Genomic DNA, 15,518 nt, shown 5'->3' on the forward strand with positions numbered 1-15,518 from the left:
AACACAATAGGTATTAATTTACCTGTTATTTTTATTCTGCTTTCAATCAATTTCTATGGTGTAATAAAATGGACACTAATATTTACTTTATTCCCTTCCTCTTCTTACCTTTTCTTTTATCAATACTTCTAATGGTCTTCTTTTTACCTGACTCTTTATTCCATCTAAAATCTTGTTTGTCATTACTTTGCTCCTTAGAGTTTTTCTTGCTAATCTTATGATTTACATTGTCTTTTACAATTTTTCTTGTCTTTAGGTTCATCCTTATCTTCTTTTCTATTTCAATTAACTCTTGTTTATCCCTAGGTGTAACAAATGTAAATGCTTCTCCAGTTTCTCCAGCTCTACCTGTACGTCCTATGCGGTGAATATAAGATTCTGGATCTTCAGGTATATCATAGTTAAATATATGGGTTACTCCTTCTATATCTAAACCACGAGCAGCAACATCTGTAGCAACAAGAAGTTGTATCTTCATATCTCTAAAAGCTTTAATTACTTTTTCACGTTTGTTCTGACTAAGATCTCCATGTATTTCATCTGAATTATACCCACGGCTTCTTAGATCATCATTAAGAGCCTTTACACGTCGCTTTGTACGGCAAAATATTATAGCCATAAACGGTCTTTCTTCATCAATAATATTACAAAGTGCATCTTGTTTACCTCTATCTGTAGTTTCTATTACTACTTGATTTATTTCATCTAACGTAATATTTTCACCTTGTATCTGTATCTGAACAAAGTCTTTCATATATCTAGCAGCTAGAGTTCGAAGTGTATTAGGCATTGTTGCTGAAAACAACATTGTCTGACGTGATTTTGGAGTTCTATAGATTATATCCTCAACATCTTTTAAAAATCCCATATTTAACATTTCATCTGCTTCATCTAAGACAATCATCTTTACTTTTCCTAAATCAATACTATTCCTTCTCATATGATCTAATAATCTGCCTGGCGTTCCAATTACAATATTAACACCTTTGTTTAATTGCTTTAGCTGTTTCTCAACATCTTGCCCACCATATACTGCTAATATATTTACCCCCTTAACTTGCACTAGTTTTTTAGCTTCATTAGTTATCTGAATTGCCAATTCTCTAGTGGGTGTAATGATTAGAGCCTGGATATATGGTTTTGATATATCAATAGTTTCCAAAATAGGTAACATAAAAGCAAATGTTTTACCAGTTCCTGTATGAGCTTGAGCTATAACATCTCTTCCTTTTAATAGATGAGGAATAGCTTGCTCTTGGATAGGAGTTGGCACTGTAATACCATTCTTTGTTAATATATTTTCTAATTCCTTACTTATTCCAATTGTTTCAAAATTAATTGCCATTGTATCATCACCGTCCTTTTTAATTTATTATTAGCCTTCCCGAATAAATTCATTCAATTAAACTTCCTGTCTTTCAATAGTAAATCATAACTAATTGTTCTATAAAATTAAACTTAATTTTATGGATTGTAAAACAATCCACTAGTATAATTTTCCTTTTGTATCCCTTTGTTCACCTCAATAACTATTGTTTCCTATATTTAATATATAACCAGATCATATCTTAATCCGTCAATTTTCATGACATAATCACTTTAATATTAAAAAAGTGGGATATCTCAAATGAATATAGAGGATAGAAAGCTTTAGCTGAAAGAATTGTAATTACAAAATGAGCTGAAAAATAATATTTCTGTTCACAAACTACTTAGATATCATAACAATAAATTTGTGAATTTCATTGTCATTTTAATTTTATATTTATTATTATTACAAGTCAACTTTTAAAAAATATATGAAAAATTGGTTTTACTATCTTTCAGTAAATACCTACTTCTTACTATATATTCTTTTAATCTTCATCATTTACAAATCTTGCTTCGAGTATTTAATTTGTATAAATGACAAAAGCAAAAATCTATAATTATATAAATGCTCAATTATGGATAAAATATATTGATACAAGTTGATTTATAGACTTCAACCTTAAAAAGGATGGTTTTATGAATATAAAAAAAGTTTTCTTTGAAGGAAAAAATTTAAGAGTATTAGAATTGTTTATTAGAACCTCAATATTATATTTTACATTATGTATATCAACTAAACTAATGAAGTTTAGTCAAACTAGTACAATTACTCCCTATAATTTTTTAACGGCAGCCATAACTAGTAATATTGCCGCATTCCGAATAGTTGATCCAAAATCTCGGTTAATTGATGGAATTTTAATAATATTATTATATACCTTAATTCATTTATGTATTTCTTATCTATATTTTAAAGTTCCATCAATAGTTACACAAAAGCCAATAATATTAATTAAAAACGGTAAAATTATTAAAGAAAATCTTTCTAAAGCAAAATTAACAATAGATAATTTATTTTCAATATTAAGAGTAAAAAATGCTAATAGTATTGAAAATGTAGAATATTTACTTGCTGAAGCTGTTGGTGATTTCAGTATCGCCATAAATAATAATAATCTTCCTCCAACAAAATCAGATATGAGTATAGAAACTAAGGAGGATATCCTATCTGAAATAATTATATATAAAGGAAGAATTGATAACGAAGTTCTAAATAAAAACAATTTAAATTATAGTTGGATTGAAAATCAGCTTAAATTAGCAGATATAGATAGTATTAACAAGGTCTACCTAGGAGTTTTGACTCCAGATAAAAATTTATATGTAAATTTATAAATTAGGAGGAAATTTTATATGAGTGTTTTCGGAGTTATCAAAGACATTTCTTTATTAGAGTATTTAGTTAGAACATTTTTTATAGGAATAATATCTTTCTTAATAGGCAGATTTATTATGAAAAGAGCCATAAATCAGCTTACTGCCTACGATTTTACAGTATTTTGGATGCTAGGAGCTATTATAGTAGCGCCTTTAACAGATGGTGAAATCTCTTTTAAATATATAATAGTTCCATTATCAACTTTACTTTTCTGGCATTATATAGTAAGTCTTCTATCCTTTAAAAGCAGAAAGTTAGGATTATTTCTCAATGGTAAACCTACCATTCTAGTTGAAAATGGCAAGATACTTAGAAAAAACTTCAAAAAACAGTTTGTAAATATTGATTTGTTTTTAAGTCAATTAAGACTTAAAAATATTTTCGATATTTCAGAAGTAAAATATGCTATTTTAGAACCTAATGGAAATCTAAGTGTTGTAAAAAAGGAAACAAATAGGTATGTTAATTCTACTGACCTTAAATTAAATCCTAAACCTGTAACTTTACCTGTAGTAGTTATTAATGATGGAAAATTATTTGAAGATAACTTAAAAAATTTAAAATTAAATAAAGAATGGCTTATGGACAATCTTAGCATTTATAATATAGATGATATTTCTGAGGTTTATCTCGCTACAATAGATAATTCTAAAAACTTATATGTAGCTAAAAAAAGTATATAGTATTATTAATATAAATTCCGTAATTATGTATTTATCTTATATTAATTTTTCAACCTTTCTTCCTAAAGAATTAACTATGATAAATAATTCAAACTATTAACACAGAATAAATATTTAGATAGGTTTTTATTTAAACATATTTTCTAATCAATGTTTAAATAAAAACCTATTTATCTATGAATATTGTAAACTCTCCTGCAATTTGCTTGTAATGAAATATGATTTAAATATAATCATATTTTTTTATTTTATTTACATAGGATGACATCACCTTTTCTGCTTTTCACTTCCATATATTTTTTAACCTCAATTATTACTTCATATAAACTATCGCAAATCTATAGATATTTCATTATTTTTATATTAATTAAACAAATTAATAAATTATAATATACAGATAGAGAAGTTAAAGTTTAAAATAATAGGATTAAAAACATTTAATTATATTACGAAATTGTTTATCTATATAATGAAATTAATTAAAATCAGAAAATATTTTATTAAAATACAACATTTCAATCCTCCAGATTGTATTATTAATAGAAAACATTACAAGGAGGTGTGAATTTGGAACACTCTTCACTTTACACCAATGATGAGATAGTAGAAATATATAACCGCCATGTAGACACTGTATATAAAATTTGCCTAATGTATCTAAAAAATATTTCTGATACTGAAGACGCAGTTCAAAATATATTCCTTAAACTTATACATGGAAATCATAGGTTTGAAAGTCTAGAACATGAAAAGGCATGGTTAATAGTTACATCTCAAAACTATTGTAAAAATACTCTTAAACATTGGTGGAGAAAAAATAGAGCTGATATTGACAATATACCAGAGCTTTCATATAAAGAAGATTCTCATCCCGATAACACATGGGAAAAAATACTATTATTACATGATAAATATAAGATAGTGATTTATCTATATTATTATGAAGGCTACTCAACAGAAGAAATATCTAAAATGCTCAATGTAAACAGTTCAACAATACGTACAAGACTACGTACAGCTCGTAGAAAACTAAAAATTATTTTAGAGGAGGATGATATATATGAAAAAAGAAGATTTATATAATAGTTTTGACTCCATTAGACCAAATGATTATCAGAAGTCAAGGATGCTAAATGGAATATTAAATCCAAATAGGAAACTCGTAAGTACCAAGCCTAGAAGAACAAAAATAGTAATAGCCGCTGCTGCTATTTCCCTAATGACTACGACTGTAATAGCTGCTAACATTCCAGCTTTTCAAAATCTTTTAGAGAAAATAAATCCTAATATTGTAGAATTCATAGAACCTGTGGAAAAAATATCTATAGATCAAGGAATTAAAATGGAAGTTGTAGCAGTTGGTCGCTATGATAATATGGTTAAAGCCTATATCACTTTTCAGGATTTAGAAGGAAATCGCATAAAGGAAGACCTTAGCTTTTTAGATTATTATAATCTTGAAGGTGCAAATAGTTGTGGCTGGTCGTTAATAGATTATGATGAAGAAAATAAAAAAGCAACAATTTTGGTGGAAGCAGAAAACAGTACAAAATTCGAAGGTGAAAACTTAACCTTTAAAATCGAAAATATTTTTTATGACCATAAAGAATTTAAGGACTATAAAATAGGAATCGATTTAAATAAAATGATGCAAAATCCATCTTATGTCGATGCAACTACTGAGCAGTTTTTGTCTTGGTCTAGTGGCAGATTATATGGAGGACTTGCTTCTGATGATGAAATAATTCCTATTTTAGAACCTCATGCTATAGATTTTAAATTTCCAGATATAAAAACATCCATGATTTCCAATATTGGAGTTATAGACGGAAAACTGCATGTACAATTATGGAGGGATAAAAGCTTTGAAGGTCAAGGTGTTAATATCTATCTAAAAAATTCTAAAGGTGAAAAAATTAATAGCGACACTGATATTAACTTTGGGATTGATAAATCTAAGAAACCTACAAATAATACGGACTATCCATCCTATAAGGAATATATATTTGATATAAATACTGATAATTTAAGCGGATATGAATTATTAGGCAATTTTAATAGCTCACAGCAATTAGAAGGAAATTGGCAAGTAAGTTTTAAAGCAGAGGAAAATAAAATATTAGAAAAGTCAGATAGCCTAGACTTAGGAGATGTAAAAATTGAGAATATTAGCATCAACCCTTTTGCCATATATTTTAGAGGCGAAGGAATAAACGGATTTGATCTTTCTGAATTAGATATAAAAATTAAGGCAGAAAATAATGTAATTAGCGATACAAAATCTGATATTATATTTAGCAGTTGTCGTTGGGAAGGAGAAGAACTTAGTAATTTCATATTATCATATGAAATTGAAAATCCTATTGATTTAAATTTAATAGAATCCATTACTGTTAATGGAATAGATATCCTACTTAAATAATATCTTATATCTAAAATAGCTGTGATTCCTATGAATCATGGCTATTTGGTATAGTGATACAGGAACTCCTCGTATCTAGTTCCCAGATATAATTGTCTAATTTCTTCACAAATAATAAATCTATATATTTTGGTATTTTTCTCACTCTACAATATAAATTATATTACTCTATAATTATAAAATATTAAATTTTTAATTAATGCACTTCTGATAAAAACTATAGTCTATAAATTCTTTATCAATCAACTAATTGATCTATCTATATTCAATTAGAATCCTAATATTAAGATAATAAACCCTATAAATCTTTGTTTTTAAAGATATATAGGGTTTTCTTCCATTGTTTGCATTTATTTTTTATACTTATTGTTTCTTTTTACTTAAACCTGTACCCAAAGCTATTCCAATAGATACTCCAATACATATTCCCAAAGCAATATTATCCATTAAAGCACCAATGGCTGTCCCTAAAGATAAGCCTATGCCTATTCCAATAGCTAATTTATCATCTTCATCTTCTTTTTCCCCTTCATCTGCACCTTTTTCATTTTTCATAATAAATATCCTCCAATTATGTCTTGTTTCTTTCAATTTATTATACCATAAATACTTAAATAACAAAATTAACTTACATGTTAAAATACTCCAATAGCATAATTTACTTATGATTATATTTCATACCATTAAAGATTAAGATAACTAATTATAAACTTATTCCTGCACTTAATTATATTATTTCATCAGATTAACCTATATTTCTATATAAGGGTTTCAATCTAAAAAATTTACCATTACTTTATTTTTTATATTATAGATTTTTTAACAGTTTAGTTAAAGGTCTTTACCAACATCTACTTTTCCTAGCTCAAATAATATAACTCCAATACTACAATCTAGATTATCAAATTCGTCAAATGATTCCACTTTTTCTTTGAACGCTTCTTTTACATCTTCTAATTTCATTCCCTTAATATTAACACCATCTACTAATATATTGTCTGCATCATAAGTTAAATAACCTGTTGGATCATCATATTTTATTTCGTATTCATAGACAATACAATCTTCAAGATGAATTATGCTTTTTGTGTTATTTAAAAAGTTTACTTTAACTGCTATTTTATCATCTTTACTAATATAAGTAGCTATATCGTAACTCATAGGAGGCATTGTTTGTCCTGCGATATCTTCTTTTAGATCCCTGTCTAATGTTACTTTATATCCTGCATCAATAAATGTTTGCAGTGTTGATTCTCCAACTAGGACTTCGGTATCATTTACTGTTAAAGGTAATGAATCAAACCTTCTTTCTTTTTTTCCACACCCTGTAATAGAAACTAATAATAATACACTTAATAGAACAATTGCTATTTTCCTTGCTTTGAACATTTAACTATCTCCTTTGCTTAATTTATGCTATAAATATTGACATATCTTTCCAATGAACAATAATACACTCTTTGTATTGGAAAATCAACTGAAATGTCCATTATATGATAAATAGAAAAATTTTATTAACAATTTATACCTATTTTACATATCCTATTATGAGTACCTTTATTTTCACTTTTAAATTTGAATAGGGGGTGTTCTCATGAGTGACTTATTAGGTAGAAGAGGTTCATGTAATAACGATAGTTCTTTACTATTTTTCTTCTTATTGTTGGTTCTCATCTTCTGTAACGATGATATGTTTGGTGGATGTAGAAGATATTAGATTTTGATATTAATCGGGGCTAGTCCCCGATTTTTATATATTAGTGTTTTACTTTAAAACTATATTTGAAATCCATCTCTAGTATTCAATAATTCTTTACTATTTAGGGATAACTATTTCTTTTCCTTCTTTTCTCCACTGTCTAAATTCAGCAACAGCTGTTAAAAGTACATCTGTTGAAGAATTAAGTGCAGTTTCACAGGAATCTTGAATGACTCCTATAACAAAACCAACGCCAATAACTTGCATAGCTATATCATTTGGAATACCAAACATACTGCAAGCGAGAGGAATCAGTAATAGTGATCCGCCTGCTACTCCTGAAGCACCACAAGCACTGACTGCCGAAAGTATACTTAGAAGAAATGCCGTACCTATATCTACTTTAATGCCTAATGTATGAACTGCTGCAAGTGTTAATATAGTTATTGTAATTGCTGCACCTGCCATATTTATAGTAGCTCCAAGTGGTATGGATACTGAGTAAGCATCTTTATCTAATCCTAACTTCTCACACAATTTCATATTTACAGGAATATTTGCCGCTGAACTACGTGTAAAAAATGCTGTAATTCCACTGTCCTTTAAGCATTTTAAAACAAGTGGATATGGATTTTGGTGAATCATTACAAATACAATAATTGGATTCACAACAAGAGCTACAAAAATCATGGTGCCAATTAATAAAATAAGCAATCGTCCATAATTCAATAAAGAACCAATACCATATACAGCAATTGTATCAAATACTAAACCCATAATACCTAATGGCGCTAAACTAATTACCCATCCTACTATTTGTGATAATGCATCTGAAAAATTACTAACCATAATTTTTGTAGATTCATTTGCAGCTTTCAATGCAAGCCCAAGGAATACTGCCCAAACTAAAATCCCTATATAATTAGCATTAGAAAGAGCAGTTATAGGATTATCAACTATATTAAGTAATAATGATTTTAATACCTCATTTATTCCTCCAGGTGGAGCTATATCTTGAACACCTTCACCAAGTATTATTGATACTGGAAATACAAAACTTGCTATAACAGCTGTAAGTCCTGCTAAAAATGTTCCTAGAAGATAAAGAAGTATTATAGATTTCATATTAGTCCTCTGACCACTTTTGTGCTGAGAAATAGCAGACATTACTAAAAAAAGTACTAATATTGGTGCTACTGCTTTTAAAGCACCTACAAATAAAGCCCCTATAATTCCAATTGGTTTTGCTATATCAGGAATTGTAACAGCTAAAATAATACCTATAATCAATCCTATAATAATCCGTTTAATTAAACTCAATTGATTCCATTGTCTTAATAATTTTATCACTTTTTCTATTCTCCTCTACTGATTATTTTATAAAATTCTTAGGAACTTCGTTTTCCTTAGATATATTTTAAAAAGAAAATATTGTATATAGAAAACAAAAAAATAATTCTTATCATATTTATCCTTCCAAATTGATACAAATAATTGCACTTTATTAGTATTAATATATATTGTTTCCTTATTAGGATATTTAATTAGAACTTTTATTATAGAAATAATATAATTTTAAAAAGAAGGATTTATATGGAATAATCTATAAAATCCATAAGGAATTTAATATATTTTATTGAGGATAGGTATATTAGGGTTATTTCTAAATTAGAAATAATATGAAAAATTACATTATCACTTATGAGTATATTTGTTATGAGTATTTATCTATAAATAAAACTCCACCTAAAAGATGGAGTTTTATTTATTTTACTTCACAACTATATTATATATCTTGCCTGGAACAAATATTTCTTTTACTATTTGTTTTCCTTCTAAGAATCTAATAATGTTCTCATCAGCCTTTGCTTTTTCTCTAGCTATATCTTGAGAATCATCAATATTAATTTCTATTGTTCCTCTTACTTTTCCATTAACTTGTACTGGAAGTGCAATTACTTTATCCTTTGTTTTCTCTTCATCATATACTGGCCATGTAGTATCATGTAGATATCCTTCTAAGCCTAAAACCTTCCACAATTCTTCAGTAATATGAGGTGCTACTGGATTTAACAATATTATAAATGTCTTAAGATCTTCTTTTGTTATACTGCCATAATCATTAAATTCATTTAATAAGGACATTAAAGCTGCTATTCCTGTATTGAATTTCAATGTTTCAAAGTCTTCAGATACCTTTTTTATGGTTTTGTGAATACTTGATTCTAATTCATTTGTATATCCTTCGCCATCAACTATAATATCTTGAAGTTTCCACACTCTTTCTAAGAATCTTCTACATCCTTTTACTCCATTTTCTGACCAAGGTACTGATTTTTCAAAATCACCAATAAACATTTCATACGTTCTAAGAGTATCAGCTCCATAATCCCTTACTATATCATCAGGATTTACCACATTTCCACGGGATTTTGACATTTTCTCATTATTATCTCCAAGTATCATACCGTGTGAAGTTCTCTTTGCATAAGGCTCAGGAATAGGAACTACTCCAATATCATATAAGAACTTATGCCAGAATCTTGAATACAATAGGTGAAGTGTAGTGTGTTCCATTCCACCATTATACCAATCTACTGGTAACCAGTATGCCAACGCTTTTTGAGAAGCAAACTCCTCTTCATTACATGGATCAATATATCTAAGGAAATACCAAGAAGATCCTGCCCATTGCGGCATTGTATCAGTTTCTCTATGAGCTTTACCTCCACATTTTGGACATGTAGTTTCTACCCAATCTTTTATATTAGCTAATGGTGATTCTCCAGTATCTGTTGGCTCATAGTTTTCTACTTCTGGCAACATAACTGGTAATTCTTTTTCAGGTACTGGTACCCATCCACATTTATCACAATGTACTAAAGGTATTGGCTCTCCCCAATATCTTTGTCGAGAAAATACCCAATCCCTAAGCTTGAAGTTTACTTTTCTAGTACCAAGATTTTTCTCTTCTAACCACTTAATCATATATTCCTTTGCTTCTACTGCATTCATATCATTGATAAAATCAGAGTTTACAACTACTCCTTCCTCTGTATCAGTATAAGCTTCTTTTTCTACATCTCCGCCTTTTATTACTTCTATTATAGGAAGATTAAACTTCTTAGCAAATTCCCAGTCACGAGTATCATGAGCTGGTACTGCCATAATTGCTCCTGTACCATAGGACATAAGGACGTAGTCAGAAATCCAAATAGGGATTTCATTTCCCGTAGCAGGATTTATAGCTCTTAATCCTTTTATTTCTACTCCTGTTTTTTCTTTAGATAATTCAGTTCTCTCAAAGTCTGATTTCTTACTTACTTCATGTTGATATTCTCTAATTTCTTCTAAATTTTCTATTTCATTTTTATATTTTTCTATTAGAGGATGTTCAGCAGAGATAACCATATATGTTGAGCCAAATAATGTATCAGGTCTAGTAGTAAATACTCTTAATTTATCTTCCTTTCCTGAAATTTGAAAGTCTACTTCTGCTCCCTCAGATTTACCAATCCAATTTGTCTGTTGAGTTTTTACTCTATCAATGTAATCAACATTATCTAAGTCTTTAATTAATCTATCGGCATATTCAGTAATTTTTAACATCCATTGATTCTTTACTTTTCTTACTACTTCACCACCGCATCTTTCACAATTGCCTTGAATAACCTCTTCATTTGCTAATCCAATTTTACATGATGGACACCAATTAATAGGCATTTCTTGCTTATATGCTAGACCTTTTTCAAATAATTTTAGAAATATCCATTGAGTCCATTTATAGTAATGAGGATCTGTAGTATTTATTTCCCTTGACCAATCAAAGGAAAATCCAATTGATTGTAATTGGGATTTAAAACGAGAAACATTTTCCTCTGTAACTATAGCTGGATGAATCTTATTTTTTATAGCAAAGTTCTCTGTTGGTAATCCAAATGCATCCCATCCCATTGGAAATAAAACATTATATCCTTCAAGTCTTCTCTTTCTTGAAACAATATCCAATGCAGTATATGGTCTTGGATGCCCTACATGTAGCCCATTTGCTGATGGATAAGGAAATTCCACTAGTGCATAAAATTTTGGCTTATCAGACTTATTTAATGCCTTAAAAGGCTCTCTTTCTTCCCAAATCTTATGCCATTTTTGTTCAATTTCACTTGGCTTATATTCTCTCATATTATTTCCTCCTTCATAATACAATTCTCATGTTAGTAAAACTCATTTAATTAAGTCGTTTATCCCAGTCTCGAATCTCAAATCTATTTACTCCCTTTCAGTAATATAAATTTGGATCTTTGTGCGTTTGACCTACTAAAGCTCACAACCTCTATCTACCCCGTAGGGTATAATTCAGTGGTGTCCCTTAGGACCTATCGTTCACTAAGTTAGGTCATCTTCCGCAGTCTCACTGCACAAATTCATTCGCTCGTTATCACTCACATGAATTTGGCGTTCGTTGCGTTTGACCTACTAAAGCTCACTATCATTCGCTAAGTTAGGTCATAAAAAAACCTTTCATCTCATATAGAGACGAAAGGTAAATTCCGCGGTACCACTCTTATTGATATTTCTATCCACTCAAAAATATAACGGCATTTAACCGACTAAGATTACTTTTTCACCTTAGTAACTCTAGGACGAGTTCAGCCTTCATCAATACTATCTTCCACCAGCCGATAGCTCTCTATAATTAATTAGGACTTACTACTTCCTTTCACAGTATTTATCAATTTAAGACCTATTATAACCAATAAATCATTTTAAATCAAGATATTTTTATAATTTATAGTTTTACTATTATATTTTATTTAATCTTATTCAATAATTCTACTATTTTACCTAGATATATAATCTGTCAACACGAAAACAAATACCTAATTTAAAATTAAATGCTTCTATAGTATATTCTAATTTAAATATTTTTTCTACTATATTCTATATTTTATACAATCATATGGCGTTGCCCAAGCTATTGTTTCTCTTTATTCAACCTTAGCATTACTATTATTTTTTCAATATCATATCAATCATTAATAGCTATAAATATCACCTTCACAAATGGAAATATTCGCTTTATATAATACTATATAGAAAATTGAAATAAGTTCCTTTTTGTTATAGATAAAAATAATAATCTTAATACTCCTCCCATAATAAATGGAGGAAAATATTTTGAAATAGATGATTGGCAAGAAAATATGTATACCATGGCTAATAATCTTACTTATGAAAATATAAAAGATTTCAGTGCTACTCTAAAAAAACTTAGTAATAGTCTGTATTATGAGGAAGCAGAAACTGATTTGATTATTGAATTATTGAAATTAATAAAAAATATGGATATTAGAAAGTTTAGAGATTCAAATCATAAGCAAATAGCTAAATACATCCATATACATTTGCGAAAAAGAACCTTGAATTTGCTTAGAAATAGAAAAAAAGAGTTATCCGACTTCATGGAAATTAACCACGACATATTAGCAGATACAAGCGAAACTAATATAGAGAGTACAGTTTTAATCTCTATATTAATCAAATCATTAATTAAAAAGCAACAAGACATTATTATAATGAAATTTATACACGGGTTATCTGAAAAAGATATAGCTAAAATATTAGGTATTAGTAGACATAGCCACAAAGGATAGCATATGGGCAGTATTAACTGTGGCTCTTATATTTTATATCCTAAAAAATCAAGAAAAAAGGGATCTTCGACAGGAAGAAAGAGAAATGAAATATCAAAATATTATATCTAGCTTATGTGAAAAATTGAGTTTAATAGAAGATATTAAAGATGATGTAAGTAAAATCAAAAATTTTGTTTTAAAAAATAATCTTAAAACCTAAAAGCTTAAACAAATAAAAAAATTATTCAAGGAGGTTTACATTTCACTTCAAAAAAGTGCTTGTATATAGTGAGAAGGAAATAACCGGTTATAAAATTCTCAAGATATAGTATTAAGGTATGAGTAGGATGAATATTATAGAAACGAATATAGTATTTAAAAACTAGCCTAGGTAGTTTAATAAATCTTCTATGGTAATAATTCATCATACTAAACATAGCAGTAAAAATCTATTTAGTAAAAATTAATATTTAATTAAAAGTCTTTAATTTGAAGCTTCTGATAATATTCGTTTATAGGGCTATAATCAGATATTTGGTTTTCATTAAGTAACAAGCATGTTAATTTGCTAAGCTTTTTTAAGGAATTTATGTCATATATTTTATTAGAATTTAACTTTAGCTCCGTTAAATTTTCTAAATTACTAAGGGCATTTATGTCTGAAACCTGATTATTAGATAAATCTAATTTTATTAAATTCGTTAGATTCTGTAAAGTGCTTATATCACTTATTTTATTGTTATTTAATTTTAGCTCTGTTAAATTTTCTAAATTTTCAAGTGCACTTATATCAGAGATTTGATTATCAGATAGATTCAGTTTGGTTAAATTTATTAGATTATGCAAAGGACCTATATCACTTATTTCTGCATTGAACAAATTTAGCTCTGTTAAATTTTCCAAGTTATTTAAAACACTTATATTCTTTAGATTACTTTTGCCTCCAGAAATATAACCTGGCAAATGTAATTTTTGCAAGTTGGATAGGTTGCTTAGAGGACTTATGTCTGCATTCCCATCATACCCTAAATACAGTTCAGTCAAATTAGTTAAATTTTCAAAAAAGCTTAAATCAATAGATTCATAAACTCCTAAACTTAGCCAATTTAATTTTGTCAATTTACTTAAAACTTTTACATCGTTAGATTCATTAAGGTATAAACTGAGCTTAGTCAAATTTGGTATATTACTTAAGAAGTTTATGTCGCTAATTTCATAAGAATAGAAGTATAATTCAGTTAAATTGCTTAAATCTCCTAACACATTAATATTTGTATAATCAATATGCTCACAATGTGAAATATTAAGTATAGTCAAATCTGATAGATTACTTAAAGGGGTTATATCCTCTATCAAAGTATGACTTATATTCAGTTGAGTTAAATTCTTTAAATTATTTAATGACCTTATATCATGAATATCATTGTAAGCTAGATTTAACTTAACTAAATTAGTCAAATTACTCATGCTACTTATATCCCTAATATCATTCCATGACAGGTCTAACTCTTCTAAATTACTTAGATTCTCAATTCCACTTAAATCTTTAATATTAGCTGAAGTAATTTCAAGGACAGTAATGTTTTGCAAATCTGATTTATGTATTTCACCTGTTATTTTTGATGTCTTTTCTCTAATTGCTTGCTCTAAATAAGGATCTGAAAAGGTAATGAAATCATTATTGTGATTATTTATTGTATTGTTAGAATTTTGAGTTAATCGATTGGCTCTATCTTGATTATAATGCATACCTATCCATATTATACAAATGCAGACTAAAATAACAGTAAAATATTTTTTCATTTAAAAACCTCCCTAGATATTAATCTTATATTGTATATTTTTTCTATTAGAATTAGATTTGTCATCCTTCATCTCTAACATAATAAACGAGTTATTTTCATTTACTTGTAAAAATATGATATCATTATTCTTATTTTTATCATCTACTACATGTAATCTATTATTTAATGTAAATACAACTTATCTTTTTTCGAATTATTAATATATAAAAATGCTGCTTTACTCGCACTAAAAATTATTTAATTCCCTTTAAATATTACTGAAGGACATAATGATAGTAACTCATTGGATTTATCTACTAATCTATTTCCCTTACCCTCAATAAATTCCCTTAATACCCCACAGCATTTTATAAGAAAGTCTTGCAATGCTCAAAATTTAACATCTTCATATTATATAATAGCTATTTTCTTCATGAAACTCTTTTATTACAATATAAATATATAACTTACTTATATAATTTAAAGTCACCTCTTTCCAAGATCCTACAAGTTTTTTAAGAAATCCATTTCCATTTTTAGTTTTT

13 protein-coding genes and 1 other annotated feature are annotated in these 15,518 nt (G+C 27.9%); of the genes, 7 read left to right on the forward strand and 6 right to left on the reverse strand.

The features are described 5' to 3' along the window. Positions 1-82 precede the first annotated feature (82 nt). Positions 83-1,345: a DEAD/DEAH box helicase gene (locus ABWP20_RS04005; protein ID WP_353093975.1), complete on the reverse strand. Its 1,263-nt coding sequence runs from the start codon at positions 1,343-1,345 to the stop codon at positions 83-85. A gap of 662 nt (positions 1,346-2,007) precedes the next feature. Here ABWP20_RS04005 and ABWP20_RS04010 point away from each other — a divergent pair. The 4 genes from ABWP20_RS04010 to ABWP20_RS04025 all read left to right on the forward strand — a co-directional run bounded on the left by ABWP20_RS04010 (position 2,008) and on the right by ABWP20_RS04025 (position 5,854). Beyond that, positions 2,008-2,706, forward strand: a complete 699-nt coding sequence (locus ABWP20_RS04010) for a DUF421 domain-containing protein (protein WP_353093977.1) — start codon at positions 2,008-2,010, stop codon at positions 2,704-2,706. An 18-nt stretch (positions 2,707-2,724) separates the two neighbouring features. Beyond that, positions 2,725-3,432, forward strand: a complete 708-nt coding sequence (locus ABWP20_RS04015) for a YetF domain-containing protein (protein ID WP_353093979.1) — start codon at positions 2,725-2,727, stop codon at positions 3,430-3,432. Positions 3,433-3,999: 567 nt separating this feature from the next. Continuing rightward, complete coding sequence (locus ABWP20_RS04020; RefSeq protein ID WP_353093981.1) at positions 4,000-4,515, forward strand: RNA polymerase sigma factor; 516 nt, start codon at positions 4,000-4,002, stop codon at positions 4,513-4,515. Further along, positions 4,493-5,854 carry a hypothetical protein gene (locus ABWP20_RS04025; RefSeq protein ID WP_353093983.1) on the forward strand — a complete coding sequence of 454 codons (1,362 nt, stop codon included), beginning with the start codon at positions 4,493-4,495 and terminating at the stop codon, positions 5,852-5,854. Before ABWP20_RS04020 ends, ABWP20_RS04025 begins: the two co-directional genes overlap by 23 nt. Positions 5,855-6,217: 363 nt before the next feature. Here ABWP20_RS04025 and ABWP20_RS04030 read toward each other — a convergent pair whose 3' ends face one another. Beyond that, complete coding sequence (locus ABWP20_RS04030) at positions 6,218-6,409, reverse strand: glycine zipper domain-containing protein (RefSeq protein WP_353093985.1); 192 nt, start codon at positions 6,407-6,409, stop codon at positions 6,218-6,220. Positions 6,410-6,685: 276 nt separating this feature from the next. After that, positions 6,686-7,243: a hypothetical protein gene (locus ABWP20_RS04035; RefSeq protein ID WP_353093987.1), complete on the reverse strand. Its 558-nt coding sequence runs from the start codon at positions 7,241-7,243 to the stop codon at positions 6,686-6,688. Positions 7,244-7,448: 205 nt separating this feature from the next. Between ABWP20_RS04035 and ABWP20_RS04040 the strand changes: the two genes are divergently transcribed. Next, positions 7,449-7,571 (forward strand): hypothetical protein, encoded by a 123-nt coding sequence (locus ABWP20_RS04040; protein ID WP_353093989.1) that lies wholly within the window; start codon positions 7,449-7,451, stop codon positions 7,569-7,571. Positions 7,572-7,670: 99 nt separating this feature from the next. Here ABWP20_RS04040 and sstT read toward each other — a convergent pair whose 3' ends face one another. Together sstT and leuS are read right to left on the reverse strand one after the other, a co-directional pair. Then, complete coding sequence (gene sstT, locus ABWP20_RS04045; protein ID WP_353093991.1) at positions 7,671-8,903, reverse strand: serine/threonine transporter SstT; 1,233 nt, start codon at positions 8,901-8,903, stop codon at positions 7,671-7,673. A gap of 420 nt (positions 8,904-9,323) precedes the next feature. Further along, positions 9,324-11,735, reverse strand: coding sequence for a leucine--tRNA ligase (leuS, locus tag ABWP20_RS04050; RefSeq protein WP_353093993.1), 2,412 nt, complete (start codon positions 11,733-11,735; stop codon positions 9,324-9,326). Between the two features lie 347 nt (positions 11,736-12,082). Next, positions 12,083-12,286, reverse strand: a binding site (T-box leader). A gap of 471 nt (positions 12,287-12,757) precedes the next feature. On the opposite strand from leuS, the gene ABWP20_RS04055 reads away from it, so the two are divergent. Continuing rightward, positions 12,758-13,207, forward strand: coding sequence for an RNA polymerase sigma factor (locus ABWP20_RS04055; protein ID WP_353093995.1), 450 nt, complete (start codon positions 12,758-12,760; stop codon positions 13,205-13,207). Positions 13,208-13,226: 19 nt separating this feature from the next. Beyond that, a complete protein-coding gene (locus ABWP20_RS04060) occupies positions 13,227-13,409 on the forward strand; it encodes a BhlA/UviB family holin-like peptide (RefSeq protein WP_353093997.1) in 183 nt (60 codons plus the stop codon). 254 nt (positions 13,410-13,663) lie between these two features. Here the strand turns inward: ABWP20_RS04060 and ABWP20_RS04065 are convergent, their stop codons facing one another. Further along, the gene (locus tag ABWP20_RS04065; RefSeq protein WP_353093999.1) at positions 13,664-14,992 is read right to left on the reverse strand and encodes a leucine-rich repeat domain-containing protein; all 1,329 of its coding nucleotides are present in this window, start codon (positions 14,990-14,992) and stop codon (positions 13,664-13,666) included. Between the last annotated feature and the right edge of the window lie 526 nt (positions 14,993-15,518).

The sequence above is a fragment of the Tissierella praeacuta genome, assembly GCF_040396155.1.
Classification (GTDB): domain Bacteria; phylum Bacillota; class Clostridia; order Tissierellales; family Tissierellaceae; genus Tissierella; species Tissierella praeacuta_A.